The organism is Pedobacter sp. MR2016-19 (assembly GCF_014947265.1).
Taxonomy (GTDB): domain Bacteria; phylum Bacteroidota; class Bacteroidia; order Sphingobacteriales; family Sphingobacteriaceae; genus Pedobacter.
In genome coordinates, this window is the sequence record NZ_JADCNK010000011.1 from 78,789 (window position 1) to 98,192 (window position 19,404).

General features: G+C 38.2%; 19 protein-coding genes. 12 read left to right on the plus strand and 7 right to left on the minus strand.

Features of this window, described 5'->3' with window-relative positions; all coding sequences use genetic code 11:
* The first annotated feature begins 73 nt into the window (after window positions 1–73).
* A complete protein-coding gene (locus IM793_RS15325) occupies window positions 74–1,372 on the plus strand; it encodes an MFS transporter (protein WP_193422802.1) in 1,299 nt (432 codons plus the stop codon).
* Between the two features lie 271 nt (window positions 1,373–1,643).
* On the opposite strand, the gene IM793_RS15330 is transcribed toward IM793_RS15325, so the two are convergent.
* Window positions 1,644–2,024 carry a VOC family protein gene (locus IM793_RS15330; protein ID WP_193422805.1) on the minus strand — a complete coding sequence of 127 codons (381 nt, stop codon included), beginning with the start codon at window positions 2,022–2,024 and terminating at the stop codon, window positions 1,644–1,646.
* 120 nt (window positions 2,025–2,144) lie between these two features.
* Between IM793_RS15330 and IM793_RS15335 the strand changes: the two genes are divergently transcribed.
* From IM793_RS15335 to IM793_RS15350, 4 genes are all read left to right on the plus strand, one after another.
* A complete protein-coding gene (locus IM793_RS15335; RefSeq protein ID WP_193422807.1) occupies window positions 2,145–3,425 on the plus strand; it encodes a replication-associated recombination protein A in 1,281 nt (426 codons plus the stop codon).
* 67 nt (window positions 3,426–3,492) lie between these two features.
* The gene (locus tag IM793_RS15340) at window positions 3,493–4,965 is read left to right on the plus strand and encodes a DUF5687 family protein (RefSeq protein ID WP_193422809.1); all 1,473 of its coding nucleotides are present in this window, start codon (window positions 3,493–3,495) and stop codon (window positions 4,963–4,965) included.
* A 2-nt stretch (window positions 4,966–4,967) separates the two neighbouring features.
* Complete coding sequence (locus IM793_RS15345; protein ID WP_121284493.1) at window positions 4,968–5,660, plus strand: ABC transporter ATP-binding protein; 693 nt, start codon at window positions 4,968–4,970, stop codon at window positions 5,658–5,660.
* Between the two features lie 176 nt (window positions 5,661–5,836).
* On the plus strand, window positions 5,837–6,514 hold the full coding sequence (locus IM793_RS15350; RefSeq protein WP_121284492.1) for an OmpA family protein: 678 nt from the start codon (window positions 5,837–5,839) through the stop codon (window positions 6,512–6,514).
* Between the two features lie 519 nt (window positions 6,515–7,033).
* On the opposite strand, the gene IM793_RS15355 is transcribed toward IM793_RS15350, so the two are convergent.
* On the minus strand, window positions 7,034–7,384 hold the full coding sequence (locus IM793_RS15355) for a hypothetical protein (RefSeq protein ID WP_193422812.1): 351 nt from the start codon (window positions 7,382–7,384) through the stop codon (window positions 7,034–7,036).
* 105 nt (window positions 7,385–7,489) lie between these two features.
* On the opposite strand from IM793_RS15355, the gene IM793_RS15360 reads away from it, so the two are divergent.
* From IM793_RS15360 to IM793_RS15370, 3 genes are all read left to right on the plus strand, one after another.
* Window positions 7,490–8,515 carry a Gfo/Idh/MocA family oxidoreductase gene (locus IM793_RS15360; protein WP_193422814.1) on the plus strand — a complete coding sequence of 342 codons (1,026 nt, stop codon included), beginning with the start codon at window positions 7,490–7,492 and terminating at the stop codon, window positions 8,513–8,515.
* A gap of 77 nt (window positions 8,516–8,592) precedes the next feature.
* Window positions 8,593–9,366: a zinc-dependent peptidase gene (locus tag IM793_RS15365; RefSeq protein ID WP_121284490.1), complete on the plus strand. Its 774-nt coding sequence runs from the start codon at window positions 8,593–8,595 to the stop codon at window positions 9,364–9,366.
* A 13-nt stretch (window positions 9,367–9,379) separates the two neighbouring features.
* Entirely contained in the window at window positions 9,380–10,270 is an 891-nt protein-coding gene (locus IM793_RS15370; RefSeq protein WP_193422816.1) for a DUF6263 family protein, read from the plus strand.
* Between the two features lie 232 nt (window positions 10,271–10,502).
* Here IM793_RS15370 and IM793_RS15375 read toward each other — a convergent pair whose 3' ends face one another.
* From IM793_RS15375 to IM793_RS15395, 5 genes are all read right to left on the minus strand, one after another.
* The gene (locus tag IM793_RS15375; RefSeq protein ID WP_193422818.1) at window positions 10,503–11,486 is read right to left on the minus strand and encodes an alpha/beta fold hydrolase; all 984 of its coding nucleotides are present in this window, start codon (window positions 11,484–11,486) and stop codon (window positions 10,503–10,505) included.
* A gap of 162 nt (window positions 11,487–11,648) precedes the next feature.
* A complete protein-coding gene (locus tag IM793_RS15380; RefSeq protein ID WP_193422820.1) occupies window positions 11,649–12,497 on the minus strand; it encodes a hypothetical protein in 849 nt (282 codons plus the stop codon).
* 3 nt (window positions 12,498–12,500) lie between these two features.
* Window positions 12,501–12,875 carry a GntR family transcriptional regulator gene (locus IM793_RS15385; protein WP_193422822.1) on the minus strand — a complete coding sequence of 125 codons (375 nt, stop codon included), beginning with the start codon at window positions 12,873–12,875 and terminating at the stop codon, window positions 12,501–12,503.
* 15 nt (window positions 12,876–12,890) lie between these two features.
* Window positions 12,891–13,709 carry a hypothetical protein gene (locus IM793_RS15390; protein WP_132399511.1) on the minus strand — a complete coding sequence of 273 codons (819 nt, stop codon included), beginning with the start codon at window positions 13,707–13,709 and terminating at the stop codon, window positions 12,891–12,893.
* Between the two features lie 3 nt (window positions 13,710–13,712).
* Entirely contained in the window at window positions 13,713–14,540 is an 828-nt protein-coding gene (locus IM793_RS15395; RefSeq protein WP_132399509.1) for an ATP-binding cassette domain-containing protein, read from the minus strand.
* Between the two features lie 214 nt (window positions 14,541–14,754).
* Between IM793_RS15395 and IM793_RS15400 the strand changes: the two genes are divergently transcribed.
* The 4 genes from IM793_RS15400 to IM793_RS15415 all read left to right on the plus strand — a co-directional run bounded on the left by IM793_RS15400 (window position 14,755) and on the right by IM793_RS15415 (window position 19,336).
* Entirely contained in the window at window positions 14,755–15,186 is a 432-nt protein-coding gene (locus IM793_RS15400; RefSeq protein ID WP_227256269.1) for a DoxX family protein, read from the plus strand.
* Between the two features lie 2 nt (window positions 15,187–15,188).
* Window positions 15,189–16,178 (plus strand): aldo/keto reductase, encoded by a 990-nt coding sequence (locus IM793_RS15405; protein WP_193422824.1) that lies wholly within the window; start codon window positions 15,189–15,191, stop codon window positions 16,176–16,178.
* Between the two features lie 106 nt (window positions 16,179–16,284).
* Window positions 16,285–17,364, plus strand: a complete 1,080-nt coding sequence (gene namA / locus IM793_RS15410; RefSeq protein WP_132399505.1) for an NADPH dehydrogenase NamA — start codon at window positions 16,285–16,287, stop codon at window positions 17,362–17,364.
* Window positions 17,365–17,746: 382 nt separating this feature from the next.
* A complete protein-coding gene (locus tag IM793_RS15415; RefSeq protein ID WP_193422826.1) occupies window positions 17,747–19,336 on the plus strand; it encodes a hypothetical protein in 1,590 nt (529 codons plus the stop codon).
* Window positions 19,337–19,404: the final 68 nt, after the last annotated feature.

Below are 19,404 nucleotides of genomic sequence, written 5' to 3' on the forward strand. Positions count from 1 at the left end.
TTTCATATTGGGTTATTGAATTACTCAGTCATTCATTCAATCACTTACTCACTCTCTCATTCAATATTATACTATGGAAAAAACAGTACAAAAAGACGAAGTTAAGGATGTAGAATACCGGTTGAAATCTATTTTTGGTGGTTCGGTTGGCAATCTTGTTGAGTGGTACGATTGGTACACCTATTCTGCTTTTGCACTTTATTTTTCTCCGGCTTTTTTCCCGAATAGCAATCCAACGGCTCAGTTATTGAATACTGCAGGCATTTTTGCCGTGGGATTTTTAATGCGCCCCATTGGAGGTTGGTTATTTGGTAGCATTGCTGATAAATTAGGCAGGAAACGCGCGATGACACTTTCTGTGTTAATAATGGCGATAGGTTCGTTAATTATCGGTTTAACCCCAGGTTACAAACGAATCGGTATAGCTGCTCCACTGTTGCTTGTGTTTGCAAGATTGATACAAGGCTTGAGTACCGGTGGCGAATATGGAACCTCTGCTACTTATCTCAGCGAAATGGCCACCAAAAAGCACCGTGGCTTTTATTCGAGTTTTCAATACGTAACCCTGATTGGCGGACAATTATTAGCTTTAGGGATTCAGCTGATTTTGCAGAACTGGTTACTTACTCCTGCCCAGTTACACAGTTGGGGTTGGCGCATTCCTTTTTTTATTGGTGCTGTACTCTCTTTTATTGCGTTATATCTGCGTCGACATATCAATGAAACGGCAGCCTTTAAAAGTAAAAATTCAGAAGACAAAAAAGGAGGCATCGCTGTACTATTGAAATATCCGAAAGAGATTTTTACGGTTGTGGGTTTAACTTTGGGCGGTACAATTGCCTTTTACACATTTAGTACCTATATGCAAAAGTTTCTGGTGAATACGGTTCACCTCAGTAAAGAGACCTCTACAACGTTATCATTCATTTCGTTGCTGGTTTTTGCCATTATGCAGCCTTTGTTTGGTTTGTTATCCGATAAAATCGGTAGAAAGCCCTTGTTAATCGGTTTTGGGGTACTGGGTACCTTATGTACCTATCCAATTTTAACAGGCCTGGCTGGCGAAACCAATACCACAATTATTTTTTTATTGATGATCGGCGCTTTAATTATTGTAAGTGGCTATACCAGTATTAATGCTGTGGTTAAAGCCGAGCTGTTCCCTGCCGAAATCAGGGCTTTGGGTGTAGGTTTACCTTATGCTTTAACCGTTGCCATTTTCGGTGGCACGGCAGAGTATTTTGCGCTTTGGTTTAAAAATATCGGTCACGAAAATTATTTCTACTGGTATGTAACCGGATGTATTTTGATTTCGCTGATTTTGTATACGACTATGAAAGATACGAAGCATCATTCGAAGATAGAGGATTAGATTTTTTGTGCTATCTGTCGTCATTTCGAGCGGAGTGCAACGCAGCCGAGAAATCTAGCTGGATAGATCTCTCCTAAATAGTCCTCGTTTGTAACGAGGATTATCGAGATTTGCATTTGTAATGCAGTTAAGCAAACTAAATGGCGATAAAATCTCCTTTCTCTTTTATCCTCGTTACAAACGAGGACAATGAAAGTTTTATGCACATAACTAAGATGATCTCAGGTGACTAAGATGGTAATAAAAAATGAACGGCTTTAATAAGTGAAAACTATAAATAATTACTCACCTCAATTAAATTCATATCCGGATCGCGCAAATAAATAGAAATAATTTTACCATTTGCTCCCGTCCGTTCTACAGGTCCTTCTTCAACCTCTACACATTTTTCTTTCAGTTCCTGCATCACCTCAGGAAGTGGAAAATCGGTAATAAAACATAAATCGGCCGTACCCGGCATCGGTTTAAATGCTTTTGGCTCAAACTCACTTCCATATTGGTGAAGATTGATTTTTTGATTACCAAACTTCAGCGCTTTTCGGTTTTCGCCAAATTCAATAACCTCCATTCCCAGGGCAAGACTGTAAAACCTGCAGGTACTTTCCAAATTGGCGACCGTTAATACAAGGTGGTCTAAATTCTTGATGTCCATAATAATAAATTAGAACTAAAGCATTCATCCTTTTGTTTTAACTAAAGGATTTTATAATCCTGACATTTGGTTGGCAGATTATCAACCAACAAAATAATCAATTTTTATATATTTACCATTATGCAAAACCTGCCTCCTTTAGCCGAACGTATGCGCCCACAAAATCTCGATGAATATGTTGGGCAAAAACATTTAGTAGGAGTGGGAGCGGTGTTACGCAAAGCGATCGAAAGCAGTCAGCTGCCATCCATGATTTTTTGGGGTCCTCCGGGAGTTGGTAAAACTACATTGGCCTATATTATTTCGCAGGCATTAGACCGCCCGTTTTTTAACCTGAGTGCCATTAACAGTGGCGTGAAAGATATCCGCGAGGTAATCGACCGTGCCGCACAGCTAAAAGATAGCTTTCTGGGTTTGCCCATTTTGTTTATTGATGAGATCCATCGGTTTAGCAAATCGCAACAGGATAGTTTGTTGGGCGCAGTTGAACGGGGTTTGGTTACTTTAATCGGTGCAACAACCGAAAATCCATCGTTCGAGGTTATTTCAGCGTTACTTTCCCGTTGTCAGGTTTACATTTTAAAATCACTCACAGAAGAGGAATTAGTCGGTTTGTTGCAAACAGCCATTAAAAAAGATGCTGTTCTTGCCGAGAAAAAAATCACCATAAAAGAGCATGAGGCCTTAATCCGGTTATCTGGTGGCGATGCACGAAAACTCTTAAACGTACTCGAAATCGCCATCAATGGCATTGGTGGTAATAAAATCGTCCTCACTAATGAGAATGTGCTGGCACATGCACAGCAGAACCTTGCTTTGTACGATAAAGCCGGAGAACAGCATTACGACATCATTTCGGCATTTATTAAATCAATCCGTGGTAGCGACCCCAACGCTGCGGTTTACTGGTTAGCCAGGATGATTGATGGTGGAGAAGATCCTTTATTTATTGCCCGCAGGTTATTGATCTTATCTTCAGAAGATATCGGAAATGCCAATCCGAATGCGCTTTTACTGGCTAATAATTGTTTTACGGCGGTAAATGTTATCGGTTATCCGGAAGCCCGGATTATCCTGTCACAATGTGTAACCTATCTTGCCAGTTCGCCTAAAAGCAATGCCTCTTACGAGGCCATTAACAAAGCGCAGGCTTTGGTTAAACAGACAGGGAATCTACCTGTACCTTTACATATCCGCAATGCACCGACCAAACTGATGAAAAATATCGGTTATGGTAAAGACTATCAGTATTCGCACGGATATGAAGGTAATTTTTCGCCCCAGGAATATTTTCCGGAAGAATTAAGCGGCACAAAGCTCTACGATCCGGGTAAAAATGCTGCAGAAGAGAAACTGCGCGAAAAGCTAAGACAAAATTGGAAAGACAAATACAAATATTAATGTAACATTTTTTCCCAAATGCGTACTAATAGGTATATTGACTAAAAATCAAACACCTAAACTAAATATGCTGAGTACTTTTTTAAGCCATCAAAGAAAATCTTTCTGGCGTTCGCGGAACAGAGGCAGTAGTATTGCTGGCCAGATTGTTTTGGGTTTCTTTATGTTGTACTTTTTTTCTTTGGCACTTGGTGCCGGTCTTGGTATGTCTCATTTATTGGCTTACTTTTTTCCAAACCAAGATGTAATTAAAAGTTTCAACGGTATCATCCTTTATTATTTCGCATTTGATTTTATCATGCGCCTGCAGTTTCAGGAGCTGCCAACCTTAAGTATTATCCCTTATCTGCATTTAAGGATTTCGAGGAGTAAAATCATCAGGTTTTTAAATGTTAAGGCGCTTTTTTCCGCATTTAACCTTTGGCCATTTTTTATTTTTCTGCCCTTCTGCTTCATTAAAATTGCGCCTGCACTAGGTGCTGTTGCTACCATCATGTATATCGTTTCGATATTTTCAATCATGGTTTTTAACAACTATCTCGTGCTGTACATCAAGCGTAAATCGATCACCAATACCCTTTATACCTTTTTTGGATTGGTTATAATTGCGTCATTTGCCGCATTGGAATACTATAAGGTAATTTCAATCATGGCCGGTTCCGATTTTGTGTTCCGTGCCATTGCTGCGCACCCTTATTATGCCTTTGCATTTACCCTGGCAGCTGTAGCTATATTTTACCTTAACTCTACTTTCTTACGTAAAAACTTGTATGTAGAAGAGTTAAGTAGTAAACAAGAGAAAAAAGGCAGTACCGATTATGCTTTCCTTAACCGTTTTGGGAAAGTTGGCGAGCTGGCCGCTTTAGAGTTGAAATTAATCTTACGGCATAAACGCCCTCGCTCCGCGGTAATTCTGGGGTTCTTTTTCCTCTTTTATGGATTTATCTTCTATAAGGAAAAAGCAATCAATAGTGATGCTTTTGGTCAGATGATGTTTGGTGCCATTTTTATGACTGGCGTTTCTATCATTATTTATGGTCAGTTTATGTTTGCCTGGCAAAGTGCCCATTTTGATGGCATATTGGCCAACAAAATCAATTTTAAAGATTATATTAAGGCTAAATTTTTGCTTTTTACCATTGGCTGTACCATTATTACTGTATTGGCCAGTTTTTATGGCTTTTTAAGTCCGAAATTATTGCTTCTGCACTTGGCGGCTTATTTCTATAACATCGGTTTTGGAACTGTTGTAGTGCTTTACCTTGCTACCTTAAACTATAAACGCCTGGATATAACTAAAGCTGCAAGCTTTAATTACCAGGGAACCGGTGCTACCCAATGGCTTTTAATGTTCCCTTATGCACTTACGCCTATTTTAATGTATGTACCCTTTGGTATATTAAATAAACCTTACTGGGGATTAGCTGTAGTTGGCATATTCGGTTTGATTATGCTGTTGATGCGGGGCTTCTGGGTAAACTACATTGCAAAAAGACTTGAAAAACAACGATATAAAATTGCCGAAGGCTTTAGAGAATAATTATGATTTTAGAAGTTAAAAAATTACAAAAAGTTTATGGCGATAAAACCGTTGTAAACATCGAAGATCTACAGATTGCTGCCGGAGAAACCGTGGGTTTAGTAGGAAATAACGGTGCCGGTAAAACTACTTTCTTTAGGATGCTTTTAGACCTGATTCGCCCAACCACAGGCGAGGTTTTATCGAAAGGCCAAAATGTTATGCAGAATGATACCTGGAAAGATTATACCGCATCATTTTTGGACGAAGGTTTCCTGATCGATTATTTGACGCCTGAAGAGTATTTTATTTTTATTGGCAGTTTACACAATTTAAGTGTCGCCGATGTTTCTGCATACCTTAACCAATACGGCGAGTTTTTTAATGGCGAAATCCTCAATAGTGGTAAATACATCCGCGATTTTAGCAAGGGAAACCAGGTTAAAGTGGGTATTGCTGCCGCTTTGATGCAAAAGCCCGAGATCTTAATTTTGGATGAACCTTTTGCCAACCTCGATCCAACCACGCAGATCCGCTTAAAGAATTTGTTAAAAGCACAGGCAGGCAACATGACAACTTTTATCTCTAGTCACGATTTAAACCATGTTACCGATGTTTGTAGCAGGATTGTTCTGGTAGAAAAAGGGAAAGTGATCAAAGATTTTAAAACGGACGAAAATACTTTAAAAGAATTGGAGAGTTATTTCTCTGCATAGTTTTTGTACTAAGAATGATACAATATGTGAGAAAGGTCCTGATTTATCAGGACTCTTTTTGTAAATAAGAATACTGTTTGTAGCGTAAACTATCGAAATGGGCCGAAAATACGGTTATATTAGTTTTTGGCATTGTGTTTGAATATGTCGGGTAGAAATTATAAATCTATCATATCATGAGTATTTCAAAAGTAAAAATAGCAACATTAAGTATAGGGTTAGCAGTAGGTTCGATGGCATTCCAAAGTTGTGATAGTTTAACTAAAACACAAAAAGGAGCTGGTATTGGTGCTGCAGCTGGTGGTGTTATTGGTGCATTAATCGGTAAAAAAGCTGGTAATACAGCAGTTGGCGCTTTAATCGGTGGTGCTATTGGTGGTACAGCGGGTGCTTTTATCGGTCGTAGAATGGACAGACAGGCAGCTGAAATCCAAAAAGCCATACCTAATGCGGAAGTTATTCGTGAAGGAGAGGGTATTATTGTAAAATTTGATAGTGGTATTTTATTCGATTTCGATAAAACTGCTTTAAAAGATGCAGCTAAAACCAATATTCAGAGTTTAGCTTCGTCACTAAATCAATATCCTGATACAGATATCAAAATTATCGGCCATACCGATAGCCGTGGTACCGAACAATATAACATGGGCCTTTCAGAAAGAAGAGCTGCAGCAGTTAAAGCTTATGCCGTTTCTCAAGGTGTTCCATCATCAAGATTAGTTACCATGGGTAAAGGTTTTGCGGAACCGATTGCAGATAACACTACTGACGCAGGCCGTGCAGCTAACCGTCGTGTGGAAATTGTAATCGTGGCTAACGATGCATTAAAAGCATCAGCGCAAAAACAAGGATAATACCGCACATTCCCTCTACCTATGAGGTCATTATATATGCAGCCCTGGTGTACATTCACCGGGGTTTTTTGTTTTTAATCGTTGGGTTGTGGTGTCTGATGTTTCCATCTGACACTGCTAGTTTATATTCTCATCTTTTTTTGAAAAGCAGGTTCCTGTTTTTATCGGTTCCGATAGTCCCGCCATTCGCTTTATCCCGACTTTACGTCGGGATGTCCGCTACTGTCGGGTTTAGTTAACTTAGGTTTGACGTTGATCAGGCCAAACTGACGAGTTTCGCTTAGCCCAAGCCGAGGACAACTTCGTAAGTTTTTCCAGCGCACCAGCAACCCTAAATAGTTGCACCAGCAGAATTTTTTAAACGGGATTGAAGCGGCATACCCGATTTTTCATCGGGATATAGCAAAAAGCCCGACTAACAAAAAAAAAGCAGAGGCCCTGCTTTCCAAAACACTTAAATAACTCTTTAAATAGACTTGTGTCGGATGGGAATATCCAACACCACGGATACGATAAGATTTAGTCTGCAGAATAAATATCTTCGAAATAACTCACCACCAGCGATTTCACTAGCATTTCCTGCTCCAACATGGTATAAGGCGGAATCGCTTTAATTAACTTCCAGTGCGGCCAACCATCCTGATCCAAACCCTCTAGTTCATAAAAGCCCATTTCGCTCAACAAACGGCAGGTAGCAATGTGCATCAGTTCTTCTTTCTGGCGTTTACTGTATTTCTTCGGACCTTTGCCCAATTCCTGAACGCCGATGAGAAAAAGCATCACCTTTAAATCAGGAAAATCCGAATCAAATTCAGTTGAAATCCTTTCCTGTAAAACTTTCCATTTGGCATTAATCTCCGACGGCTTCATATCTGCAAAGATAGTGTAAAAACGTGTAAGCCTTAAGTAAAACGTTTAGGCTTTTTAACACTTAAGCTTGAATGGTAATGGTATTTTTGGTTACATTTATAACCTATGGATACGAATATCAATAAAACAATTCATGCAGGTTTATTAGCTTATGGGATGTCAGGTAAGGTTTTTCACGCGCCATTCCTAAATGCATATGATGGTTTCAATCTAAAGGCCGTAGTAGAGCGAAGCCATAAAAATGCAGTTAACGATTATCCCAATATTATTAGTTACAACAGCGTTGATGAACTTTTGAACGATGAAGAAATTGAGTTAGTGGTGATTAATACCCCAAATAACCTTCATTATGAACATTCGAAAGCCGCATTAAATGCGCATAAACATATTCTGGTTGAAAAACCTTTTACCGCTAACACTGTGCAGGCCAAAGAACTTTTCGAACTGGCCGATAGCGTTGGTAAACAGATTTTCTTTTACCAAAACCGCCGTTGGGACAGTGATTTTACTTCAGTAAAAAAAGTGCTTGAAAGTGGCAAGCTGGGTAAGCTGGTTGAAGTTCATTTGCGTTACGATCGTTACCGCAATGTGATCGGACCGAAGGCATTTAAAGAAAAGCCGGTAGAGGCCAGCGGACTGTTATACGATTTAGGTCCACACCTTTTAGATCAGGTGATCAGTTTATTTGGCAAGCCATTGAGTTTTCATAAAATTTTGGGTAAAAACAGGGCAGGTACCTTGGTTGACGATTATTTCTCGATCCAATTGAGCTATCCCGACAGTGTAAATGTTTTCGTAACCTCGAGTATGTTGGTGGTAAACCCACAGCCAGGCTTTATTTTACATGGCGTAAATGGTAGCTTTATTAAACAAAGGACCGATATTCAGGAAGAACAATTACTGGCGGGCATGAAATTAACTGATCCAGGCTACGGCGTTGAGCCTGCAAATAAGGATGGTTTATTAACCACTATTGATATAGATGGGAACAAAATAGAAGAAATCATCAAATCGGAGGTAGGAAGTTATCTGCCCCTTTTCGAAGCTGTTTATCAGGCGATAACCAATAATCAGCCATATCCGGTTACCAGGGAAGATGTTCTGGTTCAATTAGAAATCATCGAAAGCTAACCTCCAATTTGTACAATCTATTATCGGTGTAATCACCTTAAATCCGCGTAATCACTCTAATCTGTGTAATCTTTATTATGAACTCGTTGCCATTTGCTTATTTAATCCCTATTTTTTTGATCGCTCTTTACCTTATTCTTAAAAAAAAGAAGGTTGCTGTTGAGCCTTTAACGGACGTGGACAAAAAGATTCTGGATGATTATGTTGCTTATTATCATAATCTTGATTCGACTGATAAACTTAGGTTTGAGCAAAAGGTAGCTGCATTTTTTAGTACGGTTAAAATTGAAGCAGTAGGTTTGGAAATGACAACTTTAGATGAATTGCTGATTGCTTCGAGCGCCGTGATTCCGATTTTTGGTTTCGATGACTGGCAATACAAAAACTTAACCAGCGTCTTATTATATCCTGATACTTTTAACAAGGATTTTCAGTTTGATGGCGGGGAAAGGAATATTATGGGTATGGTGGGTACAGGTTATATGAACGGACAGATGATTTTATCGCGTTCGGCGCTGCGCCATGGTTTTTCTAAAAGTGCCGGGAAAGAAAATACAGCAATACACGAATTTGTTCATCTTTTGGATAAATCGGATGGGGCAACTGATGGTGTTCCTGAAAATTTATTGGCACATGAGTACACTTTACCATGGATTAAAATGATGCATGAAGAAATGGAAAAAATTGAGGATAACAAGTCGGATATCAACCCTTATGCTATCACTAATCAGGCTGAATTTTTTGCCGTAGTTTCAGAATATTTTTTTGAAAAGCCTGAGCTGTTAAAAGATAAACATCCTGAATTGTATTTTCAGTTAAGTCGCATTTTTGCGCAACAGCCTGCCGGTTAAAATGAATTATCGAATGAGAATATTGGCAACCATAATCTGTAGTCTGATTTCGATCAGCAGTTTTGCGCAGAAAACTTATGTATTAAGGCAAAATTATCCGACAGGTTATCGGTATGATTTCTCCATTAACTCTGATCAGATCATCAATCAGAAAATTGGCGGTCGGGATGTGCATTTAACCCAAAATATAGGCACGGATTATACTTTCGATATTACCGAAGGCCATAATGGAGAAAAAGATGTGAAAGTAACCTACAACAGGATTTTTATGAAATCGGTTGCGATGGGCACTACAATGACCTATAATTCGGATGAGCAGGACAGCACCAAAAAAAATCCATTTAGTGGTTTAAAGGGCGCTTCTTTTTTTATGACGGTAACGCCATACGGAGGGATAAAAACGGTTGCGGGCATTGATAAAATGCTCGACAATATGGCGTCAAAAATGACTACAGATACCAGTCAGGTAAAACAGATCAAAAATGCCTTAAGCAAACAGTTCAGCGAAGAAGTGGTAAAACAGACCATGGAATCTTCGTTTAAAATATATCCGGAAAGAGCTGTTAAAATTGGCGATAAATGGACGGTTGATACAAAACTGCAAATGAGTATGCCTATAGAAACCATTACGGAATACACTTTGAAAGAAGTGAAAGATGGGATTGCGACCCTGAGCGTAAAAGGTGCACTGGTATCAAAAGGAAGTTTTGAGGCTATGGGCAATAAAATGGAAACCGATTTAAAAGGGACCAACTCAGGAGAAACATCTATCGATATTAAGACCGGGATCGTGCTGAACAGTCACCTGCGTATAGAGCTGTATGGGAAAATGAAATCGATGGGACAAGACATTGATTTTGAGATGCAGGGTATTAATAAAATCATGGGGAAAGAGGTGAATTAATTAGGCTTATAGTTGATCGTCATCTCGACTTAAGAGCAACGAAACGGAGGAAACTATTTTTACTGCTTCATTTTCTTTTGACCACCTAAGCCAGCCTAGCGCATCTAAGTGTTAGATTTACCTGGACTTTCATAGATATTAGACCTCGCAGGTTTAATTCGGAGTGTTTGATGTTTTTAGTGGCCTCATTGATGGCTTCGCCGTTCTGAAACCTGAGAGGTCTTTTAAAAAACTACAAACTCCCCGTTAATGCCACCAAGAATTCCGTTGGAATTTCGATATGTGGAATATGGCCACAGGCATCAAACTCGATAATTTTAGCCCCTATAATTTTGGCAGCTGTCTGTTTGCCTAAAAGTCTGTACTGGCCGTGTAAAGCCTGTTGATCAGGTGTAAGTAAACCTTTGCCCACAATGGTTTTATCTTCTTTGCCGATAAATAAAACGGCAGGTACCTTTAAATTCTGAAATTCATAAACCACAGGCTGTTCATAAATCATGGTATAGGTGAGTGCAGCTACTTTAGCCCAGCGCGGATAATCAGCACTATTAGTTACCCCTCCGGCAATATCAACCAGGTATTCATATTCAGGTTTCCAATACGTAAAATAAGAGCCTTGATAATATTTCCTAACACTTTCTGCCGTAGTTTTTAACTCGGTTTGGTATTGCTGTGCGGTGGTAACGTAAGGAACAAAAGTTTTATAATCTTCTAAACCAATCGGGTTTTCGAGCAGTAGTTTTTGGGTTGTTTCGGGGTACATTAAAGCAAAGCGTGTGGCCAGCATACCACCCATACTATGGCCTAAAACCACCGTTTTTTGAATGCCTAAGGTATCCAGGAGTTTTTTGTTCCAGGCCGCCATCTGGTGAAAGCTGTAATGGATAAATGCTTTTGATGATTTTCCAAAACCGATCTGATCAGGAACAATAACCCGATAACCAATGTTGGTTAATGCTTTGATGACGTTGCCCCAATAATAACCGCCGAAATTTTTTCCATGGAAAAGAATTGCTGTTTTGCCATTTGTATTTGCAGTAGGTGCGACGTCCATATAGGCCATTTTAAGATCCTGTCCTTCGGTATTGATGGCGAAATATTTAACCGGATAAGGGTATTTAACGTTATCTAAGGTAATAGAAAGGGTATCTGTTTTTGCCTTTACGTGGCTAAAAACAAATAAGCTCAGGGAAAGTAAAAGGAAGTATCGCTTCATTGATGGCTGATAATGTAAAAAACTAATTGGCTCAAGTTAAACTTTTGCCTATTAGTTAGCTTAAAAATCATGCCTTTTTTACATAACCAGAAGAAAAGGTATGTGAAAATACATTATTGAATAAAAAATCCCGATAAACGAATCTTATCGGGAGTAAAATTATTACTTAAACAGCTGTTTAAGTAAGGGTGTTGGGATCTGTAAAGTTGTAGCATCTGAGAAATCGGCCACAAAGGTTTTTACATTAACATTTTGAAGTTTTACACTTGATGTATCTGTTGTTTTAATACTCAGATTATCAAAAGGAAATGGCGTTTTGTTGTTTTCATCCATATTTCCGATTTCAAGTTCTGAATTATTTGCAATAACATACAGATCCTTAAAAGAATTTGTATAACCGCTGAACTTAGTTTTATTTAGGTTAAGGTAAAGTTTACCAATCTTAGTTGGGTTAATTACACTTATGGTTTTTCCTTTTGCATCGTTGTTCGTAATATCCCCGCTTAAAAATAGATCTTCAACATTATCTAAGTTTAAGGTTACAGCATCAGAATGGGCACTAAATTCCAAAATGTTCGAATTTGCAACTGAAACTTCGCTGATCTTCGGGCAGTAAATCACAATAACAATTTTTTCAATGCCATTATCCCCACTAAAATTTTTAATCGATAGTTGAAGTACGCCGTTTGCATCTACTTCATACTTTAAATCATTTTTAAACTTTTCTTGAATCTTAAGTCCATACTGGTTATCTTCTTTTACAAAAAGTTGTACACTAAAACCCTTTGCATCTTTAATCTGAACTGCATTGAAAGGCGATTGCAATGAAATGCTAACCCTTTCTTTCGATTTTTGTTCAAAAGACTCATTGTTGATGTTTTGTGTTCCTAAATAGGTATCCTCAGGACCTTTTTCTGTATAATTTACCTTGATATTTATGCCTACCACTAAGATTGGGACAACAATTAATAGCACCGCGAGGCTGATTAATAATTTATTGCTTGTTTTCATATTTTAAGCGTTAAAATTTTCTTTTATAAATGTTTCGTATTTGCTTTTCAGTTCATCAAATCCAATATTTAATAAATAAATGTTCCTGAATAATACCGGAAGTTCATCATCCATAAATAAAACTTTTCTGTAGTTTTTCACATGTTCAATGGCATCATCACTAACGAAAAAGCCGATTCCCCTTTTATTATTGATAATGCTTTTATTTTGTAGCAATTCGTAGGTACGCATTACTGTATTTGGATTAACTTCAAGTTCAATCGCTAATTCCCTAACTGAGGGTACTTTTTCTTCGGCTTTCCATTTTCCGAGCAAAATATGTTCACAAACGTATTCTGCAATTTGAAGGTATATTGCCTTATTATCTCTAAATTCCATATCTATACCTTGTAATTAAACTTCTTTTTCTTTTAGACGGATGTAAGTAATCGTCCAGATAATTAGGGTGATAATGCTTGTTACCAATAAAACTATTAGCAAAATCCAGTCTCTATCTTCTTTTCTAAAATTATGATGATTGGCAACTTTACCTTCCATTAACCACATAGAAAGTTTAACCACGAGGTAAGATGCCAGGCCTGTAAAGACCATTACAGATAGCGCTGTTTTAATATAATGGAAACGATTAAAGTAGACCGATCCTAAAAGGAATACGCTGGTAATAAGAAAGGGAAATGCGAAAAAATAGCTGCAATATTTTCTATAACCTTCATCGTTAAATACCTGATAATTAATAGCTTCAACTGGTTTAACAATAGCGTTATTGGGTGACAGTCCTTTAAAAGCATCAAGGTGACCATTCAGGTATTTTACAAAAGCGAGATCTGTTAAATAAAAGATCAACAGGTAGCTAAACAAACTTATTATTGCAGTGTAAACTACCCCTGCCAGAAATTTTTCGAATACCGATGCGGGCGTCATCAGTTCTAAAATTGCTCTTGATTTTTGACCCAGCAATGCAAAATAGCTGCTGGCAACAACGCTTATAAAAATGAAACCCAGCATTAAAAATAAACCATATCTGAAACGCATATCAAGGTCGCCGTCGTAGTCAAAATTATTGCTCTTAAGAGGCGAGGGTATACTGTAACTGTAAAGCCCTACCACAATTCCCAACAATACCACAAGGCTGATCAGGTAAATTTTTCCAAAATCAAGCCATTGTCTTTTAAGCAATAAGCCAAATCGATTAATATTAAATGTGTTGTTCATCGCTTAACTGAATAGAGGTTTAAATTTGATTTTTTCTGCGAGTATGGCATTAAAAAGTAGCTCCATATCTAATTTGCTTTCTTCCTGGTGGTAGTTTGGCATTACAGCGTTATAACCAGAGAGGGATGGTTCAGCATAAATAATGCTGTCATCAATTTCTTTTACTTTTTTAAAGGTTAATTTTGCAGTAATTTCTTCTACTGTTGCTTTAAGGGCAATATCGTTCTCATCAAGCATAATCACTGTGTCAATCAGGTTATCCAAATCTCTAACCTGGTGCGTAGAAATGATAATACAGCGTTCATCTGTCATTGCTGAAGCCATAATTTTTCTGAACTGTGCTTTTGATGGAATGTCTAAACCATTAGTAGGTTCATCCATAATCACGAGTTTAGCCTGGGTGGCCAGACCGAAGGCGATAATTACTTTTTTCTTCTGTCCATAGCTCATATTGATGAGTTTCTGTTCAACCGGAATATCAAATTCTTTAATCAGATCAGTGAAATAGTTATGGTCGAAGCTTTTATAGAAAGGGGCGTTGGCTTTTATATACGCATCAATTTTTACCGATGGTAAATAAAATTCTTCCGGAATAAAACAGATCTGCTCTAAAAGTGCGGGCTGTCTTTTCGCAGGGTCATAACCCATTACCTCCAACGTACCGCTCTGTGCATACACCAAACCAGCGAGGTTTTTTAATAATGTTGATTTGCCTGCGCCGTTTTTACCGAGCAAACCGTAAATATGGCCGTTGCTTAACCGCATGCTCATATTTTTAAATAATGGCTTATGCTTACTGTAGCCAAAATTAAGATTGTTAATGTTGATCATATCTACTGTATTAGTTAAATAATACACTAAAGTATGATGTTGTTTTGTTATCTCCAAATTTTTGGTGAAAAAAGTTTAGCGAGCGTCAGGCGAATAGCGTGAGGCGTTTTCAGTCATACGCCTAACGCTCCACACTCTCCGCTCTTCGCCCTCTGCTTTCCGCCATTGAAAGGTAAAATATCAGTCTAATAATTGTTGCATTAAAACATCCTTAATGTGGAGATTGTATGTTTGTAGTACATCGATATTTATGGATAAAAAATGGGCATATTTACTTAGCCGCTTAGCCATTGGTTTAAGTTTTTTCGGACATGGTTTGGTGCGTTTACCAAAACTTGCTGGTTTTAGTAAATGGATGGTGGGGCAATTTTCGAAATCGTATTTGCCTGATGCATTGGTTATTTCTTTCAGTTCTGTTTTGCCTTTTGCCGAATTTATTGCAGGTATAATGATTATCTTAGGTTTATTTACCAGGCAAGGTTTATTATTTGCCGGAGTGATTTCGTTAGCGCTAATTTTCGGAACAACGTTAATTGAGAACTGGGAGGCACTGCCTTCTCAACTTATCCATGTGGCATTTTTATCGGTACTACTCGCTTACCTGCCGCATAACAGTTATGCGGTTGATCAAATCATTAAAAAATAATTATGGAATACAGAAAAATTGGAAACTCAGATTTAGAACTTTCGGTAATCACATTTGGCGCCTGGGCTGCTGGCGGCTGGATGTGGGGAAGCACAGATAGAAACGATGCCATTAATGCAATTAAAGCCGGTTATGATTTAGGGGTTACTTCAATTGATACGGCACCAATTTATGGTCAGGGAGATAGTGAAGAAATTGTAGGCGATGCAATAAAAGGCATTTCACGCGATAAATTACAATTAGTCACCAAATTCGGGATGCGTTGGGATCTGGCCAAAGGTGATTTCGGCTTTAAGAGTAAAAACAATGATGGAAAGGAGATCGACATTTATAAATATGCCGGAAAAGAAAGTGTAATTTACGAATGCGAGCAATCTTTGAAACGGCTGGGTACCGATTATATAGATCTTTACCAGATCCACTGGCCTGATGTAACCACACCGATCAGCGAAACTTTCGAAGCCGTGAGCAGGTTAATTGAACAGGGTAAAGTGCGTTATGCAGGCGTATGCAACTATGATGCAGCGCAATTAAAAGAAGCAGATCAGACTTTAGAAATTATTTCTAACCAGATCCCATTTAGTATGGTAAACCGTGGTGTTGAAGAGGAAACTGTTCCATATTGTATCGAAAACAATAAATCGGTTCTGGCTTATAGTCCGATAGAACGTGGTTTATTGACCGGAAAAATGACTGCTGATTATAAGTTTGAAGAAGGCGATCATCGTCAGGGTAATAAATTTTTCTCACCGGAAAGTATCGAAAAAACAAATGCGTTTTTGGCTAAAATAAAACCGTTGGCCGATGAGAAAAATGCTACCTTATCTCAGTTGGTGTTACGCTGGACGGTTGAACGCCCGGGCATAACCATAGCTTTGGTCGGCGCAAGGAATGAAAAACAAGCGGTACAAAATGCAGGAGCGATAAACGTAAAATTAAACGCTGAAGAAATTCAGTTCATCAATACCGAATTAATGAATGCTGGTTTTTAAACTTCAACCGCAAAGAAAAGAAGGAATACGCAAAGGGCACAGAGGTTAAGGTCTTCAATTTCTTTGCGAAAAAACTTTGCGTCCTTTGTGGTTAAACAAACAAGATATGTCTAAATTATTTTCTCCTTTTACCATAAAGGATGTAACCTTAAAAAATAGAATTGTGATTTCGCCCATGTGCCAATATTCTGCTATTGATGGCTTTGCCAACGATTGGCACCTGGTGCATTTAGGAAGCCGTGCTGTTGGTGGTGCAGGCTTAATTATCCAGGAAGCTTCAGCAGTAACGGCTGATGGAAGAATTACTTATGCCGATCTGGGTATCTGGAAAGATGAACATGTAGAAAAACTGAAACAGATTGTTTCTTTTATTCATAATAATGGTGCTATCGCCGGGATTCAGTTGGCACATGCAGGCAGAAAAGCCAGTTGTGAGGTGCCATGGAATGGCGGCGAACAGATTGCTGCCGGCGAAGACAGCTGGAAACCGGTTGGTCCATCGCCAATTCCTTTTAAACAAGGGCAGGTTGAACCACACGAATTAACGATATCGGAAATTCAGGATATTGTTTTTGCGTTTAGGGCAGCAGCTAAACGTTCATTGGATGCAGGCTATAAAGTAGTAGAAATACATGCTGCACATGGTTATCTACTGCATCAATTTTTTAGTCCGCTGAGCAATAAACGTACAGATGTTTACGGTGGAAGTTTCGAAAACCGGATCCGTTTAGTCATTGATGTGGTTGAAGCTGTGCAATCGGTATGGCCCGAAAACCTGCCTTTATTTGTCCGCATTTCGGCAACCGACTGGACAGAAGGCGGATGGAACGAAAATGACTCATTGCAATTGGCTGCGGTATTAAAAGATCGGGGTGTAGATTTAATTGATACTTCTTCGGGTGGCAATGTACCTGATGCCTTTATCCCAGCCGGACCAAATTACCAGGTTCCTTTTGCTGATAAAATCAGAAATGAGATCGGCATTTATACCGGTGCTGTAGGCGTAATTGTTGAGGCGCACCAGGCAGAAGAAATTCTGGAACAGGAAAAAGCCGATTTAATTTTTATTGCCCGCGAATCATTACGTGATGCTTATTTTCCAACACATGCAGCACAGGTATTAGGAGATAATACGGAATGGCCAAACCAGTATGTAAGGGCAAAAAGGGAAACGTTTAAGAAATAGTTGAGGTGGCAGCGACTCTCCCTCAGGTTACCGTCATTTCGAGCGGAGTGCAACGCAGTCGAGAAATCTGTCTAGATAGATCTCTCCATTTCGCTACGCTTCAGTCGAGATGACGACGATTTATCGTAGAACATACTTAAACCAAAAAGCGGAGTGATCTCATCGATCAACTCCGCTTTTTGGTTTATAAAGAAATTAATGATCTTATTTAACCACCTGGAAAGGAATATACAGTCCGAAAGTGATGTTTCTAGCAATGTTTTTAAACGCTTAATAATGAGTTTTTTATAAAAATATAATTATAATGAAGTTTTCTAAATAACATTCGCAACATTGTTGCATTTTTTTATCTTTGTTATATATCTTTAAAAAAAATATAACTATGATTAAAACAACATTAACCTTTCGGTATTATCTACTAATGATATCATTTGGTGCCATTTTCTTCACTTCATGTAAAAAAGAGGATTCTCCTAGCCCAGAAAAAACTCTTTCATTAAAGAACAAATTAAGCGTAATTCCTCCTTTTATTTTTGACTGGGAAAAGACAACCTATATGCCGTCTAATCCCGCTAATGTTATTCCTATGCCATGGATAGGAAGTGTTGGTGGTATTGATGCAAATATTGTTGGCGATTATAAAAAAGCCGATGGTTGGGAATTAGTTTATGACACATTTGATAGTAATACATCTCCGTCACAAATTAAACCAGGGGGATTATACTTTGCGCTTTATAATAAATATAGAGGGCTGCTAAGGTTTTATTTATATATCCCTCCGGGAACAATAACTGCCTCTTCGCAGATTCTTCATGGATTAAGTTTATTTGGTAACTCAAACTCACAGATGCTAAATTTCGAGAGTGGAGGAATTACTAATGCTGGTGAAGCAATTAGTGGATTCGCAAAAACCAATAATCAACAAATAAATTTGATGGGTAATTGGATTGCAATGGATTATGAAATTGCTTACGATCCGAATATTTCAAATACTACTTTTCCATCGTTTGGAATTCAATGGAATACAAAAACGGTTAATATTACAAATTTCAATTTGAATGGAACACAAACAGGATCTATTAATGGAACAATCACAAGTCCAACAAGTGGTGATATTACTTCCATATTAAACGTTGCAACCAAGGCTGGTTTAACTTTTGCTGGTGCATCTGGAGTACAAGCTCTATTAGGTAAGGCTAGTACTGAAGCTGAAAAAGGATTTTATAATAGCATTAGTGGAGCGATAACCAATTTGTTATCAGGTAAAATGTCTGGTTTTTTTAGCGCTCTAGTAGGTGGAAGTAGTTCAAACACTCAGCAAGTTCGTTTAAATATGGATACAAAAATTGAATTACAAGGAACCGCAACAAATAGCTCTGGATTGAGTAATTCATTTTTAGTTTTACCTGGTCAGAGCAATTCGCAGGTAGCTGATGGTCTGATTCCCCAGTACAATCAGACCATGGGTATAGTAAATCTTCTAAATGCTCCAGAGATTCTTGCTCAAAATTACCATGTGTTTTCAACATTTAGAGGTCCACATTCGGCAAAGTGGAAATTTAAATTTAATGATAATAATCTTCCAAAAAATAACTTAGTATTTAATCCAGAAATTCTAAGAATTGCTGATATAGAAAATATAAAGGAGGATTTATTGGTTTTAAATCCCACACTAGGTGCATTTACAGGTGCCGAAGCTGCAATTTTTACAGTTACAGGTGGAACATTTGAAACAGTTGGAAATGATAAAGTATATGTAAATCCAGTTGAATTTCCCGGTAAGGACAGATCATATCAGTATTATCGAGACTTTAGCTATCCCGATAAAAAAACAGCAGATCCCCGAAATTGGCAACTAGCTGTAAGGATTAGCTTTGACGTAATTCCTAAAGATGGATCAAAAAAGGTGACAATTGTAAAGACTTTTAATTTAAAAAAGACAGATGTGTCAATGCCAAGCCTTGATTTTTAAATCAATTGTTTGTTGAACTGTAATGTATTTCGACTAATATCGCCAGTAAATGCTTCTGGCCTCTAAAT

Coding starts and splice junctions, on each gene's coding strand:
- IM793_RS15325 (WP_193422802.1), top strand. CDS start 74: ATGGAAAAAACAGTACAAAAAGACGAAGTTAAGGATGTAGAATACCGG.
- IM793_RS15330 (WP_193422805.1), bottom strand. CDS start 2,024: ATGGACATCAAGAATTTAGACCACCTTGTATTAACGGTCGCCAATTTG.
- IM793_RS15335 (WP_193422807.1), top strand. CDS start 2,145: ATGCAAAACCTGCCTCCTTTAGCCGAACGTATGCGCCCACAAAATCTC.
- IM793_RS15340 (WP_193422809.1), top strand. CDS start 3,493: ATGCTGAGTACTTTTTTAAGCCATCAAAGAAAATCTTTCTGGCGTTCG.
- IM793_RS15345 (WP_121284493.1), top strand. CDS start 4,968: ATGATTTTAGAAGTTAAAAAATTACAAAAAGTTTATGGCGATAAAACC.
- IM793_RS15350 (WP_121284492.1), top strand. CDS start 5,837: ATGAGTATTTCAAAAGTAAAAATAGCAACATTAAGTATAGGGTTAGCA.
- IM793_RS15355 (WP_193422812.1), bottom strand. CDS start 7,384: ATGAAGCCGTCGGAGATTAATGCCAAATGGAAAGTTTTACAGGAAAGG.
- IM793_RS15360 (WP_193422814.1), top strand. CDS start 7,490: ATGGATACGAATATCAATAAAACAATTCATGCAGGTTTATTAGCTTAT.
- IM793_RS15365 (WP_121284490.1), top strand. CDS start 8,593: ATGAACTCGTTGCCATTTGCTTATTTAATCCCTATTTTTTTGATCGCT.
- IM793_RS15370 (WP_193422816.1), top strand. CDS start 9,380: ATGAGAATATTGGCAACCATAATCTGTAGTCTGATTTCGATCAGCAGT.
- IM793_RS15375 (WP_193422818.1), bottom strand. CDS start 11,486: ATGAAGCGATACTTCCTTTTACTTTCCCTGAGCTTATTTGTTTTTAGC.
- IM793_RS15380 (WP_193422820.1), bottom strand. CDS start 12,497: ATGAAAACAAGCAATAAATTATTAATCAGCCTCGCGGTGCTATTAATT.
- IM793_RS15385 (WP_193422822.1), bottom strand. CDS start 12,875: ATGGAATTTAGAGATAATAAGGCAATATACCTTCAAATTGCAGAATAC.
- IM793_RS15390 (WP_132399511.1), bottom strand. CDS start 13,709: ATGAACAACACATTTAATATTAATCGATTTGGCTTATTGCTTAAAAGA.
- IM793_RS15395 (WP_132399509.1), bottom strand. CDS start 14,540: ATGATCAACATTAACAATCTTAATTTTGGCTACAGTAAGCATAAGCCA.
- IM793_RS15400 (WP_227256269.1), top strand. CDS start 14,755: ATGTGGAGATTGTATGTTTGTAGTACATCGATATTTATGGATAAAAAA.
- IM793_RS15405 (WP_193422824.1), top strand. CDS start 15,189: ATGGAATACAGAAAAATTGGAAACTCAGATTTAGAACTTTCGGTAATC.
- namA (WP_132399505.1), top strand. CDS start 16,285: ATGTCTAAATTATTTTCTCCTTTTACCATAAAGGATGTAACCTTAAAA.
- IM793_RS15415 (WP_193422826.1), top strand. CDS start 17,747: ATGATTAAAACAACATTAACCTTTCGGTATTATCTACTAATGATATCA.